This window comes from Microbispora corallina (genome assembly GCF_016863035.1).
GTDB lineage: Bacteria > Actinomycetota > Actinomycetes > Streptosporangiales > Streptosporangiaceae > Microbispora > Microbispora corallina.
Genome location: NZ_BOOC01000048.1, coordinates 22,515 through 41,591 on the forward strand (window position 1 = coordinate 22,515; position 19,077 = coordinate 41,591).

Consider the following 19,077-nt stretch of genomic DNA (forward strand, 5'->3'; position numbering starts at 1 on the left):
TGCCGGCTCAGGCCGCCGCGGAGTCGATCCAGGCGGCCACGATCTGGTCCAGCACGCCGAGCGGGACCGCGCCGTTGCCGAGCACCGTCCCGTGGAAGGCGCGGATGTCGAACCGGGATCCGAGCCGGGTCTCCGCCAGGTCGCGCAGCCGGCGGATCTCACGCCGCCCGATCATGTACGCCAGGGCCTGGCCGGGCCACGCGATGTAGCGGTCGATCTCGTTGCGGACGTTGGCTCGGGTGGTGGCGGTGTTGTCCCACATGAACCGCATGGCCTCCTGGCGCGACCAGCCGAGGTGGTGCATGCCGGTGTCGACCACCAGCCGGCAGGCGCGCAGCGCGTCGAAGGAGAGCATGCCCAGCCGGGCGACGTCCGAGGTGTACAGCCCCATCTCGTCGGCCAGCCGTTCGCTGTACAGGCCCCACCCTTCGACGTAGCCGCACACCTCGGCGTCCAGGAAGCGCCGGTACGCGGGGAGTTCCGTCAGCGTCTGCGCCGAGGCGATCTGCAGGTGGTGGCCGGGCGTGCTCTCGTGGAAGGCCAGCGCCTCGTACTCGTAGACGAACCGTTCCCGCGGGTCGGCCGTGAGAACGCAGTGGGCGCCCGGACGGGAGCCGTCGCCGGCCGGCGGCCGGTAGTGGGCGAGCGCGGCGTTGCCCGCCTCGATCGGGTTGATCTCCTCGATGACGCAGTCGGCGATGTCGTACGAGGGGAACCAGTCGTCCCGGGCCTCCTCCGCCCGGCGGAGCGCGTCGGTGACCACGTCGACGATCTGGGCCGCCGAGTCGAACCGGAGCGAGGGATCGTCCCGCAGCCGCGTCAGGACCTCCCCCACGTCGCTCGTGCCGAGCACCTTGCCGCCCAGCTCGGCCCATTCCTGCCGCAGGTCGGCGAGGCAGTCCAGCCCTATGCGGTGGATCTCCTCGGGAGACAGGTCGGTGGTGGTGTGCCGTCGTACCGCGGCCCGGTAGCCTTCCTCGCCACCGGGGACGAATCGGACGCCGACCCGGTCGTCGGGCCGGGCCACGGGCAGCAGCTCGTCCCGGAGGCCGGCGAGCAGCCGCCGGAGCGCGGGACGGACGGACTCCTCGACGACGCGGGCGGCCCGCGCCCTGACGCCGTCCTCGTCGACGTCGCCCGGCAGCCGGGGGCTGAGCAGCGTGTCGTCGGCCAGACTCAGCGCCAGGTGACCGGTGAGCTGGTCGACGGCCTGGCCCACGCCGACCCGGGTCGGGACCCGCCCGTCCGCCAGGGCCGCCCGATAGCGGTCGAGGATCGCGTCGACGAACGCGGGCAGTGCGGTCAGCCGCCCGAGATACTGGTCGACCGCCGCCGCGTCGGTGAGGGACGCCGCCGGCACCGACATGAACATCATCGCCTGCGGTGAGGAGTAGCCGTCTGCGGACGCGGCCGTCTCCCACAGCCCGTGCTCCAGATCGGACCGCACGCCCCAGGCGAGCCGGCCGAGCACCGCGTGGTTGATGCGGTCGGCCGGGTTCAGGCCTGCGGGGTCGATCTCCGCCAGCCGCCGTTCGATGTCCGCGATCTTCGCGGCGTCGGTGGCCGATCCGGCGCGGCTGCAGTCGGGCACCAGGCCGTCGAAGCCCGAGACGCCGAGCAGGGTGGCGCTGAAGGGGTCGGCCGTGTGCTTCACCTGGAAGAACTCGTCGCTCAGCCGGGCGAGCCGGTCGTCCGCGCCGGTGGTCGCCGGGGACTGGTCGTCGGGATCCACTGGTCCTCTTTCCTGTGTCTTCTCGTGCGCGAGGGGGAAACGCGGGGGGCGGCTTCCTAGGTCCAGATCCGCCCGAGCGCGCGAAGGATGTTGCCGCCGAGCACGGCCGTGATCTCGCTGTCGGACAGCCCCTCCCGCACGAGCAGTCCGCAGATGTTGCCGAAGTTCTCGGTCGGGTTCTCCAGCCCGTCGACGTACTCGACCTTCTCGAAGGACGGACCCCCCGGGGCCGCGGCGCCCACCTTGAGCAGGTGCCCGAAGACGTCGTGCAGCCCGACGTGGTCGCCGTAGAGGGTGTCGGGCCCGAACGCGACGTGCTCGATGCCGACGAGGTCCGCGCAGTACCTGAAGTGGTCCATCACCGACAGGATGGTGTGCCGGGGATGGGCCGCGGACAGCGTCGTGTGGGGCGCCGCCGACATCCCGATGACTCCGCCCGTCTCGGCGACCGCGCGCAGGACGTCGTCCGGCTTCATCCGCGGCGTGTCCCACACGGCGCGCGCCCCGGCGTGCGTCATGAACACGGGGCGCTCGCTCGCGGCGCAGACGTCCACGCCGGTCCGGTCCGAGGAGTGCGAGATGTCGATCGCCAGGCCCAGCTTGTTCATCCTGGCGACGGCGCGCCTGCCGAAGTCGGTGAGGCCGCCGTCCGTGGTCTCGTTCAGGCCGCTGCCCAGGGCGTTGGCCTCGGAGTAGGCGATGCCGATCTGCCGGAGGCCGAGGCCGTACAGGACGTCGAGACGGTCGAGCTCGTTCTCGATCGGCGTCGCCGCCTCCAGCCCGAACAGCAGCCCGACCTTGCCCGACGCGTGCGCGTGCTCGATGTCGCCCATCGTCCGGATCACGATCACGTCGCTCTGGTGGGCGACGTCGGCCTGGCGCATGCCGAGGTCGGTGACGACGTCGAGCCAGCGCCACGGCGCGTTGCCCGTCACGCAGGCCGTGCCGTCCATCATGTTGTCGAACACGACGGTCATGCCCGAGGCGAGGAGGCCGGCGAACGCCGTGTGCTGGCGTCCGGTCCGGTTGTACTCCGGTGTCCGCCTCATGTCCGCGGGGAACCGGACGGGATGGTCGTGCAGGCTGATCACGACGTTGTCCCGCAGCAGCCGCGCGGCCCGTTCCCGTTCCGGCTCGCTCAGCCCGTCCGCGTACGGCGGCACGCGGCCGAACTCGGGCGCCAGGTCGAAGGCCGGGAAGTCGACGCCGGGAGTGAGGTACCCGTACGACTCGTACCCGGTGGTCATCGCGTGACGTCCGTCCGGACCTGCGCCAGCCGGTGCGGCCCGTCGGCGAGCAGCCGCCACAGGTGCTCCCAGGCGCGCATCCCCTCGCGCAGGCGGGAGATCCGCATGAACTCGTTGGGCGCGTGCAGGTTCTCGTCGGCGGTGGAGAAGGAGAAGAACAGCGTCTTCGCGCCGAGGACCTCCTCGAACAGGGCCGTCGCGGGCAGCGTCCCCGCGATGACGGCCAGCAGGACGTCCTGGCCGGGGTAGACGTGCGCGAGCGCCTCGGTGGCGGCGCGGATCGACGGGTGGTCCGCGGGGATCGTGTACGCGGGCACCCCGCCCTCGTCGGCCCGTACGGCGACGCGGACGCCGGGGATCTTCTGGGCGAGCACGTGGTCCACGATCGCCTGGAGCACCCGTTCCGGGCGCTGGCCCGGCACGAGACGGCAGGAGATGTGGGCGGTCGCGACGTGCGGGATCACCGTGTACTTGCCTCCGGCAAGGACGCCGTTGATCTCGAGGGTGGGACGCTCCCACAGCCGCTCCAGCGTGCTGTAGCCGGCCTCGCCGAAGAGGGCCTCGAGACCGAGGTCGTCCCTGTAGCGGTCCTCGTCGAACGGCACCGCCGCGATGGCGGCGCGGCGCTCGCCGCTCAGCTCGGGGATGCCGTCGTAGAAGCCGTCGACCGCGACCCGGCCGTCGGCCGTGTGCAGGCCGGCCAGGATCTCGCTCAGGGCGTGCACCGGGTTGGCGACGGTGCCGCCGTAACGCCCGGAGTGCAGGTCGGTGCCGGCGCCGCTGACCTCGACATCGAGCGTCACCAGGCCCTTGGACGCGATCGACAACGAGGGCTCGCTCGGCCGCCACATCGCCCCGTCGGCCGAGATGACCAGGTCGGCCGCGAGTTCGTCCGCGTGCTCCCGCAGGTATGCGGGAAGGTGCGGGCTGCCGATCTCCTCCTCCCCCTCGAAGAGGAACTTCACGTTCAGCGGCAGCGCGCCCTCCTGCTCGATGAACGCCTGCGCCACCTTGAGCACGATGAAGACCGGGCCCTTGTCGTCGGTGACCCCGCGCCCGCGGATCACGTCGCCGTCGACGCGCAGCTCGAACGGCGGCGTGCGCCACTCGGCGAGATCGCCGGTCGGCTGCACGTCGTAGTGGCCGTACACGAGGATGGTGGGAGCGCCCGGCGCCCCGAGCCACTCGCCCCGGACGACGGGGTGACCCGCCGTGGCGACGACCCGTCCGTTGGCGAAGGACAACTGGGCCGCGAGCCATTGGGCCGCGGTCCGCATGGTCTGCTCGTCGGCGTCCCGGCTGACACTGGGCACCGCGACATACTCGGCGAGCTCGTCGAGGTAGGCGGCGTCGGTCGAATCAAAAGAGAGCATGTCCACCATCAATCGAGAGGGTCTGACCGGTGATCCAGGAGGAGGATTCGGAGACGAAGAACCGGACGCCGTGCGCGATGTCCTCCGGCCGGCCGAGCCGGCGCACCGCGATGCCTTCGACGAGCTCGGCCTGCCCCTGCTCGCCGTAGCTCTCCCACTGCTTGATCGTCGTGGGATTGGACAGGACGAACCCCGGCGCGATGCAGTTGACCGTGATGCCGAACCGCCCCAGCTCGTGCGCCATCTGACGGGTGAAGCCGATCTGCCCGGCCTTCGCGCTGGCGTAGGCCTGGATTCCGGTGAGGCTGACGCTGCGGCCCGCGCCCGACGAGATGTTGACGATGCGGCCGAAGCCGCGCCGCTTCATCGCCGGCACCGCCGCCCTGGTGCACAGGAAGGTGCTGGTCAGATTGGCCGCGACCACGGCGGACCAGTCCTCGTCGCCGACCTCCTCCAGAGGGTGGTGGACCTGGCCGACCACCCCGCCGGCGTTGTTGACCAGGATGTCGACGTCGCCGATCTCGGCGAAGAAGGCGTTGACCGCGGACGAGTCCGTGACGTCCACCGTGTCCTTGTCGACGCCGTGCACCCGGGCCCCGTCCGCCTCGAGCGCGGCGGCGATGGCCGCCCCGATGCCGTGGGCCGTGCCGGTGACGACGGCGACCCTGTCCCTGACCGCCGTCACTGGTCGAGCCATCCCTTCTCGAGCAGCTCGCGGACCTCGGCGACACCGGCGTCCCACACGACCCGCATGTCCTCGTCGCTGCGCTGGTAGGCCCCGCCCAGGCTGCCGTCCGGGGACAGCTCCCTCATCTCGCGCGCGGTCACGTTGTCGGCCAGCGACCTCGGCAGGACCGGCGCGCTGCCGCCGGGGATCTCGGCGCCGTCGACCCTGGTCCAGGCGAAGTTCTCCAGCCAGGAGCCGTGGAACTGGTCGTCGTCGAACCTGGACGCGGCCTCCGCCGTCTTCGGCGCGTTGTACCAGCTGTGGAACAGCACCTCCACCCGTTCGGCGCGTGGCGCGCACACCCATTCGCGGATGAGGCCGGCGACGGGAGCGTTGCCGCCGTGGCCGTTGATCACCGCGATCCGCCGGAACCCCTGGTAGGCCAGGCAGTCCAGCAGGTCGCGGATCACCTCGATGTAGGTGCTCATGCGCAGGCTCATGCTGCCCGGATACTCCACGAAGTACGGCGCCATGCCGAACGGTAGGACCGGCAGGACCGGCACCCCGAGCGGCTCGGCCGCCTCCACCGACACCCGCTCGGCCAGCACCGCGTCCGTCCCGAGCGAGAGGTACCCATGCTGCTCGGTCGACCCGACCGGGAGCACGATGCGATCGTCGCGTAGGAGGTAGTCGGCGATCTGCATCCAGTTGCTGTCGAAGACCCGCACCGGTCCTCACGCTCCGTTTCTCGCGATGCGAAGTGAAACCTCAGTCGACCTTGACGGCCGTCAACTGTAAGGGGAGTTGGCTCACATACTAACCATTTGTCGCTCAAATACCAGCCCTGAACTCCAGTTGCATCCGGCTGCTTCCCCGCCTCCCCGGCCCTCGCGAGATGTGGCAGCCGTCATAGGGCCGACTTCGGTGGATCCGCTCTCCGCACTCCTCCGGCCGGGTAGCCTTCCCGCCATGCCCCCTCGCCGCCGCTCTCCCGCACCGAGCACCTCGACCGCTCCGCTGCGTGATCTCGCCGAAAAGCCGGCCCAGTCGCCCCCTGTTCCACTCGACGACGTGGACAAGCAGATACTCGTCCTGCTCAGCCAGGACTCCAGGCGCTCGCAGCGCGCGCTCGCCCGCGAGCTCGGGATGTCCGCCCCCGCCGTCGGCGAGCGCATCGCCCGGCTGGAACGTCTCGGCGTCATCCGCGGGTACGGCGTCCGTCTGGACTGGAGCGCGGCGGGATACCCGATGACGGTGTACCTGACGATCACGGCCGTGCAGGGTTACCAGCAGCGGGACCTCGTCGAGGAGCTCGCGCTCATCCCCGAGCTGGAGGGGCTCGACATCGTCACCGGCGCGATCGACATGCTGGCCCGGCTCCGGGTGCGCGACCACATGCACCTGCGGCAACTGCTCATGGACCGCATCTGGCAGATCGAGGGCGTGCAGCGCACCGAGACGGCGCTGAGCCTGGTGGAGATAGAGCCGAAGAACCTGGTGGCCGAGTTGCTGGCGGCTCCGTCCGGCGAGCCGGTCTGAGCGTCCCGGCCGCTCAGGGGGTACGTGCGGCTGTGCGAGGCGGGTCACGGACCTCGGGGCGGCGTGGTCATCAGGGGCGCCCTCACCGCGCCGCGGCGGCGCCGCGCAGTCGTTCGACGCGCTCCGCGTCGTACCCGAGCAGCTCGCCCAGGACGTAGTCGGCGTCCTCGTCCCGGCGGGGCGCACGGGTGTGCCGAGGTCGCTGCGCGCCCACCCTCAGCGGGCTCGCGACCTGCCGTACGGTGCCGAAATGGGGGTGGTCGGTTTCGACGACCATGCCGCGGGCGGCCGTGTGGGGGTCCCGCAGCGCCTCCGCCACGGTGTTCACGGGGCCGCAGGGCACCCCGGCCGACCGCAGCAGGTCCAGCCAGTGCTCGCTCGGCGCGGTGGCGAACACCGCCTCAAGCTCGGCCAGCAGGGCGTCCGCGTTCCGCCGCCGGGCGGCGAAGTCCCGGTAGCGCGGGTCGTCCGGCCACTCCGGGTGCCCGAGGGCCTCGGCGAGGCGGCGGAAGAACTTCTCCTTCGGACAGGCGACCACGATCCAGCCGTCCCCCGTGGGGAAGGCCTGGAAGGGGACGAGCGACGGATGGGCGGAGTGGTGGGTCCGCCGGGGCTCGAAGTCGCCGTTGAGCTGCCAGGCGGCGGGGTAGGTCAGCATCGAGATCGCCGTGTCGAACAGGCTGACGTCGCAGTCGGCGCCGACGCCGTCGCGGCGCGCGGCGTGCAGCGCCGCCAGGATCGACGCCGCCGCCACCAGCCCGCCCGAGTAGTCCACCAGCGAGAGCCCCGACTTGGTGGGCGGTCCCCCGGGCTCGCCGGTGAGGTCCATCCAGCCGGCCATGCCCTGCAGCACGTAGTCGTACCCGGGTTCGGCGCTGCGCGGCCCCGTCATCCCGAACCCGCTGAGCGAGCTGCACACGATCGCGGGGTTGAGATGCTTCAGGTCGTCGTAGCGGATCCTCAGCTTGGCCGGGACGTCCCCCCTCAGGTTCGAGTGCACCACGTCGCTGACCCTGACCAGGTCCTCGAACACCGCACGACCCTCCGGCGCCGAGATGTCGAGGCTCAGGCTGCGCTTGTTGCGGTTGAACGTCTCGAAGAACAGGCTGTCCTCGCCGTGCTGCTCGGGAACGACGTACCTCCCGACGTCCCCCCCGGTGGACGGGTCCTCGATCTTGATGACCTCGGCTCCGAGGTCCGCCAGGTGCACGCTCCCGAACGGCCCGGCGCCGTACTGCTCGACCGCGATGATCCTCACGTCCTCCAGCGGCATCACGGCAGGACCATCTCCCGTCGCGCCGCGGCGATCGCCGCCACCCGTGCCATCTCGTTCCCCACGATCATCAGTCCCTCGTCCACTCCCATTCCGGGTTTGGCCAGCACCTGGCTCGCGCCGCAGGCCATCGCCACGTGGGCGCTGACCTGCGCCGAGCGGTCCGTCTCGTTGCACGTCCCGCCGCAGTAGGCCATGAGGCCGCGGTCGCGGACCAGCAGCAGCGCCTCGATGGCGTCGCCGATGCCGCCGAGATCGGGCGTCTTGACGTGGATCACGTCGGCGGCGCCGTGATCGACGAACATCTCGATGTCCTCCAGCGTGTTGCACCACTCGTCGACCGCGATCTTCACCGGTGACCCCGTCCGCCGAAGTGCGGACCGGAGCCGCACGTACGCCTCGATCTGGGCCTCCCGGCCACCGGCGTCGATCGGGTGCTCCACGACCAGCTCGTGCGGGCCGGCGATCTCGCCCAGACGGGCGAGGTAGCCGGCGACCGCCTCGACGTCCCCGCCGAAGGCCAGGCCCACGGTGCCGTAGGTGTCGACGTGCAGCCGCGGCACGTAGGCGGCGTCGGGCCGCAGCGCGGCGATCCTCGCCACCAGCCACCGCAGGTAGTCCTCGAGGAGCTCGCCCCGGCGGCCCAGCTTGGCGTCGACGTTGTTGATCAGCCCGTGCGGCAGCACGTCCACCCGTTTGAGGATCATCTTTTCGGCGTTGGCGTAGCGGTCGTCGCCGGTCTGCGCGAACATCGGCACCGGTTCGAGGTCCACGCCCGTCGCGTACTCGTCGCGCACGACCTCGGCCATGGTGAGCCGGCGGCTCAGGGCGACGGCGTCGAGCAGCGCCTGCGTCACGCCGTACCGGACGGCCGTGTGCAGCGGACCCGAGGCCGTGCGGCAGGCGTCGACCCGTCCGGCGAGCTCGCGGAACGAGCCGAGCTCCGCGCCCACCAGCATCGGTGCCAGATGCTCGTCGACGACCCGGGCGGCCTCCTCGGCGCGGAACAGCGGGTCGCGCCCGCCGGCGCCGCTGTACTGCACAGCGGCGCAGTCGCCGTGGGCCACCGAGCCGTCCTCCAGGAGCAGCAGGACCGACAGCGCCTCGCCGGCCTGCCGGATCGCGGAGAAGCCCGGTGTCACCGGGACACCCGAGTAGGCGAAGCCGTCGTGCTCGGCCCCCGCCCTGATGGCCGCCTGGTCGTCGGCGAAGAAGCCGGTGCGGACCGGGCGGGTCAGCACGCTGACGATTCTCATTCGACCAGCCCCCGGCAGAGCAGGACGACGGTGATGAAGGTCTGGTAGATCCACAGCGGGTCGTCTCCGACGATGACCGCCGACAGGTCCCCGGTGCGCTCGACGCCGGCGATCCTCGCGGCCAGCTCGCAGTAGTCGCTGCTGCGGAAGGACAGACCCAGCGTCACGGGGACGCCGACGGGTGGCGGCGCCGCGCCGGGCAGTCCCTCGACGGCCTCGCGCGCCCGCTCGCGGATCAGGTCCCTCGCCGCCTCCGGGTGCAGCGCCTCGGCGGAGAACCTGGACACCGACCGCTTCACGACCGCGGTCCTGATGCCGGGGCAGAACCGCTCGGTCTCCTCGGCCGTCGTCGCGTCGCCCGTCACCAGCACGATCGGCACGCCGTACGCGGCCGCGACGAGCGCGTTGACGCCCGCCTCGCCGGCGACCACTCCGTTGACCGTGACCTCGGCGAACGCCATGGGGAAGTAGGTGTGCGACAGGACCGACCCCCTGCTGCCCATCGAGCCGTGGTACGACACCAGGAAGACGGCGTCGTAGCTCGCGTCGAGCCCCTGCATCATGTACATGGGCTTGTAGCGGCCCGACAGGTAGCCGGCGCGTCCGGCGAGGGCGTCCGGTTTCAGGTTCGCCATCTTCGAGTGCGCGTCGTTCACCAGGAACTCCGTGGCGCCCGCCTGCATGGCGCCCTCGATTGCGGCGTTGATCTCCCCGGTCAGCAACTCGGTGTAGTAGGGGTACTGCGACCCGCCGGCGACGCACTGGTCCCAGTCGACGACGCCGGCGGTCCCCTCCATGTCGGAGGAGATGAAGATCTTCACAGCGGCACGCTCCTCTGGAGCACGGACAGGGCGGAGCCGCGGCGGGCGGGTACGTCCACGGCCGCGGGGAGGCCGGCCTCGCTCCGCTCGCGGTCGACGACGACTGGACCGCTCACGCGATCACCCCTTCGGTGTGCTGGGAGATGTGCACGCAGGCGGCCCGCCTGGCGGGATCGCGGGGATCGGGGAGCAGCGGCGGCTCGACCGCGCACGCGGCGACGACGGACGGGCACCGGTCGGCGAAGCGGCACGGCTGGGTCTCGTCCCGCGCGGCCGACCGGGCGACCTCCTCCCTCACGGGACCGAGGTCGCCGGTCGTCTCCGCCGTCCGTGCCGGGCCCCCCGCGACGGCCAGGCGGGGCACGGAGCCGATGAGCAGCCGCGTGTACGGGTGCGCCGGGTCGTCGAACAGCGTCCCGGTCTCCCCGGTCTCGACGATCCGGCCCCGGTACATCACGGCGGTGCGTTCGCTGATCTGCCTCACGACCGCCATGTTGTGCGAGACGAAGATGACCGACAGGTGGAGCGTCTCCTTGAGCTCGGCCAGCAGGTTGATGATGGTGGCCTGGACCGACACGTCGAGAGCGGACACCGGTTCGTCCGCCACGAGCACGGTCGGCTCCAGCGCCAGCGCCCGCGCGATGCCCACCCGCTGCCGCTGCCCGCCCGAGAACTGCCGCGGGCGCTGGCCCAGGGCGCTTTCCGGCAGGCCGACCAGGTGCATCAGCTCGCGGTTGCGGGCGTCCACCCGGTTGCGCGGGACGAGCTTGTGGAACCGGAGCAGCTCGGAGAGCATCTGCCCGACGGTCATCCGCGGGTTCAGCGAGCTGTAGGGGTCCTGGAAGACCATCTGGATCGCGCGCTGCTGCGCCCGGGTGCGCTTGCCGTCCAGGACCGCGCCCTCGTAGCGGATCGTGCCCGCCGTGGGGCGGTAGAGGCCCACGATGGTGCGCGCGAGCGTCGACTTGCCGCAGCCCGACTCGCCGACGAGCCCCAGCGTCTCCCCCTTGCGCAGCACCAGGTCCACGCCGTCGACGGCGCGGTTCACCACCGGCTTCTTCCCGAAGAGCCGGTCGGTCACCGACACGGGAGGGATGAAGTGCCGGGCCACGCCCTCCACCGAGAGGATCTCGTCACCCGAGCTCACCGCGCGCTCCCCGCTTCTTCCTCGACCATCGCGTTCCACCGATCCGCCGTGTCCACGCGCCGGCAGGCGCTGTGCCTCCCCGGCCCGACCGGCTCCAGCGCCGGTTCCCCCTCGCGGCAGGCGTGCTCGGCGAACGGGCATCGCGGGGCGAAGGAGCAGCCGGTCACGGGCTCGGTGAGGTCGGGCGGCCGGCCGTGGATGGTCAGCAGCCTGGCCACCCGCCGGTCCGGGTCGGGGACCGACCTGAGCAGGGAGAAGGTGTACGGATGGCGGGGCTCGGTCACCAGGTCCGTCAGGTCGCCGGACTCCACGACCTTCCCCGCGTACATCACGTACAGCCGGGAGCAGGTCTGGCTGACCACCGCCAGGTCGTGGCTGACCAGCAGCAGCCCGACGTGCTCCTCCTGCCTGAGCTGCCGGAGGACGGCGAGGACCTGGGCCTGGATCGTCACGTCCAGGGCCGTGGTCGGCTCGTCGGCGAGGATGAGCCGGGGCTTGGTGGACAACGCGATCGCGATGCAGACGCGCTGGCGCATCCCGCCCGACAACTGGTGCGGATACAGCTCGTACCGGCGCTCGGGATCGGCGATGCCGACCTCTCTCATGAGGTCGACGGCGATCGCCCTGGCCTCGGCGCGTGACTTGCCGAGTTTGCGCGACGGCGCCTCGGCGATCTGGTCACCCACCCGCATGACCGGGTTCAGCGCGGTCAGCGAGTCCTGGAAGATCATGCTCATCGTGTCGGTCAGCCTGCGCCGCAGCCGTTTGGGCGGTAGCCCGGTCACGTCCTCGCCGTCGATGAGGACGGTCCCCGAGACGATCCGCGCCGGGCGGGGCAGCAGTCCGAGCAGCGCGCGCAGCGTCAGGCTCTTGCCCGAGCCCGACTCGCCGACCAGTCCGACCGGCTCCGCGGCGCCCACGGTGAGGGACACCCCGCGGACCGCGTGCAGCCGTGCGTGCGGCATGGGGATGTCGACGTGCAGGTCGCGCACCTCGAGCAGCGGAGGGGTCATTGGTTCGCCTTCTCCACGATGCCGTCCGCGATCAGGGCCAGTGCGAGGCCGGTGACGACGACGGCCAGGCCCGGGATCGCGGATATGTACCACTTGGTCAAGAGGAACTGCTGACCTTCCTGGATCATGGTTCCCCAGTCGGGGGTCGGCGGGGGCACGCCGAGGCCGAGGAAGCCGAGTGTCACGATCGCCAGCAGGGTGAGCACGATGTCGCTCATCGAGAAGACGATCGCCTGCAGGACGACGTTCGGCAGGAGGTGCCGCAGCAGGATCCGCCACGTCGGCAGGCCGCTGGCCCGGGCGGCCATGGCGTACTCCTGCTCCTTGGCGACCAGCACCTGTCCGCGCACGATGCGGCAGTACGCCACCCACCCGACGAGGGTGACCGCGACGTAGATGCTGGTCGTCCCCGGCCCCATCGCGAAGACGAGGGCGATGACCAGCACGAGGAAGGGGAACGCGATCACCATGTCCACGATGCGCCCGATGACCGCGTCCACCCATCCGCCGAACCACCCGGCGACCAGCCCGACCAGGCTGCCGATGATCAGCGGCGAGATGACCGCCACCACCCCGACCCGCAGGTCGACGCGGGCGCCGTAGAGCAGCCGGGCCAGCACGTCGCGGCCGAGCGCGTCGGTCCCGAGCAGGTGGCCCTTCGATCCGGGATCGAGGAAGGCGTCCTGGAGGTTCTGCTTGAGCGGGTCCTGGCTGGTCAGCAGGGGCGCGCAGAGTGCGAGGACGACGATGAGGCCGAACAGCGCGAGCCCGGCGACGAGCGGCGCGTTCCACCGCCCGCGGCGCCGGCGGCGTCCGCCGGGAGCCGCGGACACGGCGGGACCGGCGGCGGCGACCGCGCTCATGTGAGCTGGACCCGGGGGTCGAGCGCCGCGTGCGTCACGTCGGTCAACAGGTTCACGACCACGACCATGATCGCGAACGCCAGAGTGATTCCCTGCACGGTGGGGAAGTCCCTTCCGAGGATGGAATTGATCATCTGCTGCCCGATGCCGGGGAGGGAGAAGACCCGTTCGACCACGAGCGTCGATCCCGTCAGATAGGCGATGTTGACGCCCAGGACGGTGACGGACGAGACGGCGGCGTTGCGCAGGGCATGGCCGAGCACCACCCGTGCGGTGCCGATCCCCTTGCTGCGCGCCGTGACGATGTAGTCACTGCTCAGCACCTCGATCATGCTCGCCCGCAGGCTGCGGATCACGATCGGCGCGAGGGACAGGGCGACCGTGACGCCCGGCAGCACGATGCCGCGCACGTGGTCGGCCAGGCTGAGACCGTACCCCGCGACCGGGAACCAGCCCAGCTTCAGCCCGAAGACCAGGATGAGCACGATGCCCAGCAGGAACGCCGGCAGCCCCAGTCCCACGACGGGCACCGCACGGATGACGTTGTCGGCGAGCCCGTTGCGCCGCGCCGCCGCCAGGACGGCCAGCGGCACGGCGATCACCACGGTGAACAGGGTGCCCGAGACGAGCAGCCAGATCGTCACCGGCAGGCTGGTCGTGATCAGGTCCATCACCGAGCTGCTGTACACGTAGGAGAACCCGAGGTCGCCCCGCAGCAGGTGGCCGAGGAACGTCAGATATTGGCTCAGCAGCGGCTTGTCCAGCCCCATCTGATCCCGCAGTTCCTTGACCGCCTGCGGGGTGGCGTGCACCCCGAGCAGCGTCGACGCCGGGTCTCCCGGGATCAGCCGGATCAGGAAGAACACGATGAACGAGATCCCGATCAGCACCGGGATCAACGACACCAGCCGTTTCAAGATGAAAACGAGATACCTCATCGTCGCTCTCGCTCCACGTAATCGGTCCGCGCCGGCCTGCTCAGAGCGAGACGTCTTCCATGTGGTAGGAGCCGGTGGGCAGGACTTTGAACCCCTGCACGGTGGCCGCGCTCGCGTACGGGAACGGCGTGTAGAACAGGAACACCAGGAACGCCGACTCGGCGGCCTTCGCCTGGAGCTCGGTGTACAGCGCCTGACGCTTGGCCGAGTCGAACTCCTTCTGCGCCTTGTGCACCAGGTCGATGAGGGCCGGATCGTTCATGCCGGTGTCGAAGGAGTGCCCGCCGGTCGTGGGGTCGAGGGCGAACTGCGCCAGCTCGTCGGGGTCGGCCAGGTCCATGGTCCAGTACGAGTGCGCGATCTCGTAGTCCAGCTTGCCCGTCAGGTCGTGCTGTGCGCTCGGGTCCACGTTCTGGATGTTCATGGTGATGCCGAGCTCCTTCAGCGACGCCTGCAGGACCTGCGCGATCGCCGCGTCCACCGCGTCGCCCGACATGGCCAGCCACGTCGTGGTGAAGCCGTTCGGCACGCTCGACTGAGCCAGCTCCGCCTTGGCCTTGGCCATGTCGTACTGCAGGCCCGGCGTGTTCTTGTCGTAGTACGGCGTCGACGGCATCAGGAACGAGTTGGCCGGGGTGCCGTTGCCGAAGAGGATGCTCTTGACCAGCGACTCCCGGTCGACGGCGTACGAGATGGCCCGGCGCACGTGCACGTCGTCGAACGGCTTCTTGGTCTGGTTCATCATGATGTAGTCGGTCTTCGTGGACGGGAAGAGGTCGACCTTCACGTTGGGCGTGCTCTTGAGCTGGGTCAGGCTGGAGAACGGCGGGCTCTCGTTGATGTGCGCCTGCCCGCCCTGCAGCTGGATCGCGCGGGCGTTGCTGTCCGCGACCACCTTCCAGGTGACCGAGTCCAGGTACGGCTTGCCGGACTGCCAGTAGGACGGGTTCTTCTTCAGCGTGAGGGCGTTGCCCTTCTGCCAGGTGCCCCACACGAACGGGCCGGTCCCGATGGGGGCGGCGTAGAACTCGTCCCGGCTCTTGCCGGCGTAGTCCTTGGGGATGATCCCGTTGTTCGGGCAGCTCAGGTCGGCCAGCAACGGCGCCCACGGATACTTGGTGGTGATGACGACGGTGTACTCGTCCGGCGTCGTCACCTCCTTGATCGCGGAGTTGATGAACTCCCAGCCGCCCTTGGTCTTGCTCGACTCGTCGATGGAGAACTTCACGTCCGCCGACGTCATCGCCTGGCCGTTGTGGAACTTCACGTCCTTCCTGAGCTTCAGCGTGCACGACAGGTTGTCGGGCGACATCTCGTAGCTCTCCGCGAGCCAGGGCCGCACCCCCAGGCCGTCCTCCGTCATCGCCACCAGCGGCTCGTACATCTGGGCGTAGGTCCAGATGGAGGCGTTGCTGAACACCATCGTCTTGTCCATGTTCACGGCGTCGTGGTCACGGACGATGACCAGGTCACCCCCCTTCTTGGCGGCGCCGCCGGTGGCGGTTCCCGTGGAGGTGTCCGAGGTCGATCCGCAGGCGGCCAGCAGCGGCGCGGACGCGAACGCCCCGATACCGAGGGCGCCGAGCTGGAGCATCCGGCGCCGGCTGAAGTCGGGGACCCTGAGGCCGGCGAGGATCTGCGAGGCCGATGGGGCCGAAGCGTCAGTGCTGTGGTCAGACATGCCTATCCTTCACGGGATTTCGCGGTGGTGCGCTGGGGTCACGGGGGGGGACGAAAGGGGGCGGTCAACGGCCTGCTGGGTCCGGCGAAGGCTCTCCCGGTCCGGCAACGACGCAGGCGATAATCACGACGTTTCGTAAAGGTTACGCGTCGATCAGCTGTCATACGTAAGGTTGCTGTCCCGAGTTCACCAGCAGATGCAGACTAGAGCATTCAAATCGGTTCAGGTAGTGTCCGACGGCAAAGCCACCCAATCGATCCCAAACCAGGCGGCCTCCCCCATGCAATTGACGATCATCGGCGCCGGCGCCATCGGCGGCACGATCGGCGCCCACATGATTCGCGCCGGCCACGACGTACTCCTGTGCGACGCCGACCCCGCGCACGTCGACGCCATCAACCGCCACGGCCTGTCCATCGAGGGGCCCGTCGAGAACTTCACGGTGCCGGCGCGCGCGGTCAGCCCCGGGGATCTGCCCGAGCGCCTGCAGCACGCCGCGATCGCGGTGAAGAGCCATCACACCGACGCGGCCGCGGAGCTCGTCCGCGATCGCCTGGCGCCCGACGGCTACCTGGTCAGCTTCCAGAACGGCCTGACCGCCGACCGGCTGGCCGCCGCGGTGGGCGCGGAGCGCCTCCTCGTGAGCTTCGTGAACTTCGGGGCGGACGTGCTGGCCCCGGGCCGGATCATGCAGGGCAACGTCGGCACGTTCCGGGTCGGCGAGCCGGCCGGCGGCGAGATCACGCCGCGGGTCCGCGAGCTCGTCGCGGCCCTCCCGTACGCCGAGGCCACCGGAAACATCATGGGCTTCCTCTGGGGCAAGGAGGCCTACGGCGCCATGCTCTACGCCGGCGCCGTCTCCGACCTGTCCATCGCCGACTCGCTCGAGGCGCCCGAGTGGCGCCCGCTCATGCTCGCCATCGCCAGGGAGGTGCTCGCGCAGGCGCCGGTGAAGCCCGAGGCGTTCGACGGGTTCGACCCGGGCGACCTGGAGGGCTCGCTCGACCGGCTCGTCACCTTCAACCGCAACAGCGCCAAGTCGCACAGCGGCATCTACCGCGACCTGATGGTGCGAAGGCGCAAGACCGAGGTCGACGACCTGCTGCACGACCTGGCGGGGCCGTTGACGACCTACACCGGTGAGCTCATCAGGGCCATCGAGCGGGGCGAGCGCACCTGCGAGGTCGCGAACCTGCGGCTGCTCGCGGCGTACGAACGGGCCGAGCGGCTCGGCCGGCCGCTGGACGCCGTGGTCACGCTGTTCCCCGCGCCGTCACGCGCGCCCGAGGGTCCCCTGCACGGTGTGCCGGTCGCGGTCAAGGACATGATCGACATCGCCGGGCACCCGCGCGGCAACGGCAACCCCTGGTCGATGCGCACGGAGCCGGCCGCCGCCGACGCCCCGGTCGTCCAGGCGCTGCGCGCGGCCGGCGCCGACGTCTTCGCGGCCACCTCGCTGCTGGAGTACGCGGCGGGCGCGGTCCACCCCGAGGTGCGGGAGGCGATGAACCCCTACGACCCGCGGCGTACGGCCGGAGGGTCGAGCGGAGGGTCGGCCGCGCTGGTGGGGGCCGGTGTCTGCCCGGTGGCGCTGGGCACCGACACGGGCGGCTCCATCCGGCTCCCGGCCCACTACTGCGCCACGGTCGGCTTCAAGCCGAGCCACGGCGCCCTGCCGCTCGACGGGGTCGAGCCGCTCGCCCCCACCCTCGACCACGTGGGGCTGCTCGCCTGCGACATCGCGACCGCGACCACGGTCTTCTCCGCCCTCACCGGCGCCCGGCCCGTGACACGAGCCGGCGCCGGGATCCGGGTGGGAGTGCTGCCCGGCCAGGTGGACCGCGTGGAGGTCCAGCCGGACGTCGCCGCGGCGGTCAGGCAGGCCGTGGACACCCTCCGCGGTGCCGGCTGCACGGTCGTCGAGGTGGACGGTTCGGTCTTCGACGAGCTCGACACGGCGTTCCCCCCCATCCTGCTGTACGAGGCGTGGCAGGAGCACGGCGCACGGGTGGGCGCGGACCCCGGTCACTACGGTCCGGAGACCCTGCGGCTGCTGCGCTCGGGCTCCGAGGTCGGCGAGGCCGACTACCGGAAGGCCCTCGCGCTCCGGGAGCGGCTGCTGCCCGCCGCGGCCGAGGTCTACGCGGGGATCGACGTCCTGCTGACCCCCGCCGCGCCCTTCGTCGCGCCGGCCACGACTCCTCCGGTGGACACGCCGGAGGGGGCCGCGGAGGGCATGTTCACCGGCGTGTACAACCTCACCGGAGCCCCGGCGCTGGTGCTGCCCTGCGGCTGGAGCGCCGACGGGCTCCCGATCGGACTCCAGTTGTCGTCCCCGCCGGGCACCGACATGGACCTGCTTGCCGTCGCCGCCCACGTCGAGGCCGCAATCGCGGTCGACGTCCGCCGGCCCGCCTCCATCTGATCCACCACCTCAGGAAGGGAATCCTCCGTGCGCGCCGCCCTGTACCTGTCCGCCGGCACCGTCGTCGTCGAGGACGTGCCCGATCCCGTGCTGTCCGAGCCGACCGACGCCGTGGTGCGCGTCGTGCGCGCCGCCGTCTGCGGTTCGGACCTGTGGTCCTACCGGGGCGTCGTCAAGCGGGCGGAGCGGTCCCGGCTGGGCCACGAGTTCATCGGCGTCGTGGAGGAGGTGGGGGCCGAGGTCCGCACCGTCCGCCCGGGCGACCTGGTCGTCGCGCCGTTCACGTGGTCGGACAACACCTGCCCGCACTGCCGTGACGGACTCCAGAGCTCGTGCGAGAGAGGCGGCACCTTCGGCGCCCCGGGCGCCGACGGCGGCCAGGGCCAGGCGGTGCGCGTGCCGTGGGCCGACGGAACCCTGGTGACGGTGCCCGGCGGCCCCGCGGGCGTCGACGCGTCTCTGTACCCCGCGCTTCTGGCCGCCTCGGACGTGATGGGCACCGGCCTGCACGGGGCGGTCATGGCGGGCGTCACCGAAGGGTCGGCCGTGGCCGTGATCGGGGACGGAGCCGTCGGGCTGTGCGCCGTGCTGGCGGCCGGCACGATCCTCGGGGCCGAACGGGTCTTCCTGATGAGCCGCCATGCGGACCGGACCGCCGTCGGCAAGGCGTTCGGGGCGACCGACGTCATCGCCGAGCGGGGCGAGGAGGGCATCGCGGCGGTGCGCGAGCAGACCGGCGGGCTCGGGGTCCGGCACGTGGTCGAGGCGGTCGGCACGCCGGAGTCCTGGGCCATGGCGGTCGGCATGGCCCGCGACGGGGGTTCCATCGGCGCGGTCGGCGTGCCGCACACGGCGCCGACGCTGCCGTTGTTCCAGCCGCTCATCCACAATCTGCGCCTGAACCTGGGGATCGCCCCCGTCCGCCGATACCTCCCCGACCTGGTCGCGCGCATCACGGCCGGGACGCTCGATCCCGGCCCGGTGTTCGACACCGTCCTGCCGCTGGAGGACGTGGCACGAGGCTACGCGGCGATGGCGTCCCGCGAGTCGATCAAGATCATGCTCACTCCCGGCGGCTGATCCTCGGCGTCCTCGCCCGTCC

The 19,077-nt window shown here is 71.1% G+C and carries 16 protein-coding genes; 3 read left to right on the plus strand and 13 right to left on the minus strand.

Annotated features, from left to right (window positions below; all coding sequences use genetic code 11):
* Window positions 1-7: 7 nt before the first annotated feature.
* From Mco01_RS34095 to Mco01_RS34115, 5 genes are read right to left on the minus strand one after another with little or no spacing between them, the layout of a single operon-like run.
* Window positions 8-1,732: a DUF885 domain-containing protein gene (locus tag Mco01_RS34095; RefSeq protein ID WP_204060943.1), complete on the minus strand. Its 1,725-nt coding sequence runs from the start codon at window positions 1,730-1,732 to the stop codon at window positions 8-10.
* A gap of 56 nt (window positions 1,733-1,788) precedes the next feature.
* Window positions 1,789-2,979: a dipeptidase gene (locus tag Mco01_RS34100; RefSeq protein WP_204060944.1), complete on the minus strand. Its 1,191-nt coding sequence runs from the start codon at window positions 2,977-2,979 to the stop codon at window positions 1,789-1,791.
* Window positions 2,976-4,352: a dipeptidase gene (locus Mco01_RS34105; RefSeq protein WP_204060945.1), complete on the minus strand. Its 1,377-nt coding sequence runs from the start codon at window positions 4,350-4,352 to the stop codon at window positions 2,976-2,978. The genes Mco01_RS34100 and Mco01_RS34105 overlap by 4 nt, the downstream gene beginning before the upstream one ends.
* On the minus strand, window positions 4,339-5,037 hold the full coding sequence (locus Mco01_RS34110) for an SDR family NAD(P)-dependent oxidoreductase (protein ID WP_204060946.1): 699 nt from the start codon (window positions 5,035-5,037) through the stop codon (window positions 4,339-4,341). The genes Mco01_RS34105 and Mco01_RS34110 overlap by 14 nt, the downstream gene beginning before the upstream one ends.
* Window positions 5,034-5,747 carry a creatininase family protein gene (locus tag Mco01_RS34115; protein ID WP_204060947.1) on the minus strand — a complete coding sequence of 238 codons (714 nt, stop codon included), beginning with the start codon at window positions 5,745-5,747 and terminating at the stop codon, window positions 5,034-5,036. The genes Mco01_RS34110 and Mco01_RS34115 overlap by 4 nt, the downstream gene beginning before the upstream one ends.
* 343 nt (window positions 5,748-6,090) lie before the next feature.
* Between Mco01_RS34115 and Mco01_RS34120 the strand changes: the two genes are divergently transcribed.
* Window positions 6,091-6,558: an Lrp/AsnC family transcriptional regulator gene (locus Mco01_RS34120; RefSeq protein ID WP_051457797.1), complete on the plus strand. Its 468-nt coding sequence runs from the start codon at window positions 6,091-6,093 to the stop codon at window positions 6,556-6,558.
* A gap of 82 nt (window positions 6,559-6,640) precedes the next feature.
* On the opposite strand, the gene Mco01_RS34125 is transcribed toward Mco01_RS34120, so the two are convergent.
* From Mco01_RS34125 to Mco01_RS34160, 8 genes are all read right to left on the minus strand, one after another.
* Entirely contained in the window at window positions 6,641-7,831 is a 1,191-nt protein-coding gene (locus tag Mco01_RS34125; RefSeq protein WP_239104124.1) for a CaiB/BaiF CoA transferase family protein, read from the minus strand.
* Window positions 7,831-9,087: a methylaspartate ammonia-lyase gene (locus Mco01_RS34130; RefSeq protein ID WP_204060949.1), complete on the minus strand. Its 1,257-nt coding sequence runs from the start codon at window positions 9,085-9,087 to the stop codon at window positions 7,831-7,833. The genes Mco01_RS34125 and Mco01_RS34130 overlap by 1 nt, the downstream gene beginning before the upstream one ends.
* Window positions 9,084-9,908 carry a M55 family metallopeptidase gene (locus Mco01_RS34135; RefSeq protein ID WP_204060950.1) on the minus strand — a complete coding sequence of 275 codons (825 nt, stop codon included), beginning with the start codon at window positions 9,906-9,908 and terminating at the stop codon, window positions 9,084-9,086. The genes Mco01_RS34130 and Mco01_RS34135 overlap by 4 nt, the downstream gene beginning before the upstream one ends.
* Before the next feature lie 112 nt (window positions 9,909-10,020).
* Window positions 10,021-11,055 carry an oligopeptide/dipeptide ABC transporter ATP-binding protein gene (locus Mco01_RS34140; RefSeq protein WP_204060951.1) on the minus strand — a complete coding sequence of 345 codons (1,035 nt, stop codon included), beginning with the start codon at window positions 11,053-11,055 and terminating at the stop codon, window positions 10,021-10,023.
* Entirely contained in the window at window positions 11,052-12,068 is a 1,017-nt protein-coding gene (locus Mco01_RS34145; RefSeq protein ID WP_204060952.1) for an ABC transporter ATP-binding protein, read from the minus strand. The genes Mco01_RS34140 and Mco01_RS34145 overlap by 4 nt, the downstream gene beginning before the upstream one ends.
* A complete protein-coding gene (locus Mco01_RS34150; RefSeq protein ID WP_204060953.1) occupies window positions 12,065-12,931 on the minus strand; it encodes an ABC transporter permease in 867 nt (288 codons plus the stop codon). Before Mco01_RS34150 ends, Mco01_RS34145 begins: the two co-directional genes overlap by 4 nt.
* Window positions 12,928-13,869, minus strand: a complete 942-nt coding sequence (locus Mco01_RS34155; RefSeq protein ID WP_204060954.1) for an ABC transporter permease — start codon at window positions 13,867-13,869, stop codon at window positions 12,928-12,930. Before Mco01_RS34155 ends, Mco01_RS34150 begins: the two co-directional genes overlap by 4 nt.
* Window positions 13,870-13,909: 40 nt before the next feature.
* Window positions 13,910-15,550 (minus strand): ABC transporter substrate-binding protein, encoded by a 1,641-nt coding sequence (locus tag Mco01_RS34160; RefSeq protein ID WP_204060955.1) that lies wholly within the window; start codon window positions 15,548-15,550, stop codon window positions 13,910-13,912.
* 280 nt (window positions 15,551-15,830) lie between these two features.
* Here Mco01_RS34160 and Mco01_RS34165 point away from each other — a divergent pair, with 280 nt between their 5' ends.
* Window positions 15,831-17,975 (plus strand): amidase family protein, encoded by a 2,145-nt coding sequence (locus Mco01_RS34165; protein WP_204060956.1) that lies wholly within the window; start codon window positions 15,831-15,833, stop codon window positions 17,973-17,975.
* A gap of 27 nt (window positions 17,976-18,002) precedes the next feature.
* On the plus strand, window positions 18,003-19,055 hold the full coding sequence (locus Mco01_RS34170; protein ID WP_204060957.1) for an alcohol dehydrogenase catalytic domain-containing protein: 1,053 nt from the start codon (window positions 18,003-18,005) through the stop codon (window positions 19,053-19,055).
* Window positions 19,056-19,077: the final 22 nt, after the last annotated feature.

Excerpts from the sequence above, each read along its gene's own strand:
- Mco01_RS34155 (WP_204060954.1), bottom strand. The coding sequence starts at position 13,869 with ATGAGGTATCTCGTTTTCATCTTGAAACGGCTGGTGTCGTTGATCCCG.
- Mco01_RS34145 (WP_204060952.1), bottom strand. The coding sequence starts at position 12,068 with ATGACCCCTCCGCTGCTCGAGGTGCGCGACCTGCACGTCGACATCCCC.
- Mco01_RS34160 (WP_204060955.1), bottom strand. The coding sequence starts at position 15,550 with ATGTCTGACCACAGCACTGACGCTTCGGCCCCATCGGCCTCGCAGATC.
- Mco01_RS34165 (WP_204060956.1), top strand. The coding sequence starts at position 15,831 with ATGCAATTGACGATCATCGGCGCCGGCGCCATCGGCGGCACGATCGGC.
- Mco01_RS34130 (WP_204060949.1), bottom strand. The coding sequence starts at position 9,087 with ATGAGAATCGTCAGCGTGCTGACCCGCCCGGTCCGCACCGGCTTCTTC.
- Mco01_RS34150 (WP_204060953.1), bottom strand. The coding sequence starts at position 12,931 with ATGAGCGCGGTCGCCGCCGCCGGTCCCGCCGTGTCCGCGGCTCCCGGC.
- Mco01_RS34100 (WP_204060944.1), bottom strand. The coding sequence starts at position 2,979 with ATGACCACCGGGTACGAGTCGTACGGGTACCTCACTCCCGGCGTCGAC.
- Mco01_RS34125 (WP_239104124.1), bottom strand. The coding sequence starts at position 7,831 with ATGCCGCTGGAGGACGTGAGGATCATCGCGGTCGAGCAGTACGGCGCC.
- Mco01_RS34105 (WP_204060945.1), bottom strand. The coding sequence starts at position 4,352 with ATGCTCTCTTTTGATTCGACCGACGCCGCCTACCTCGACGAGCTCGCC.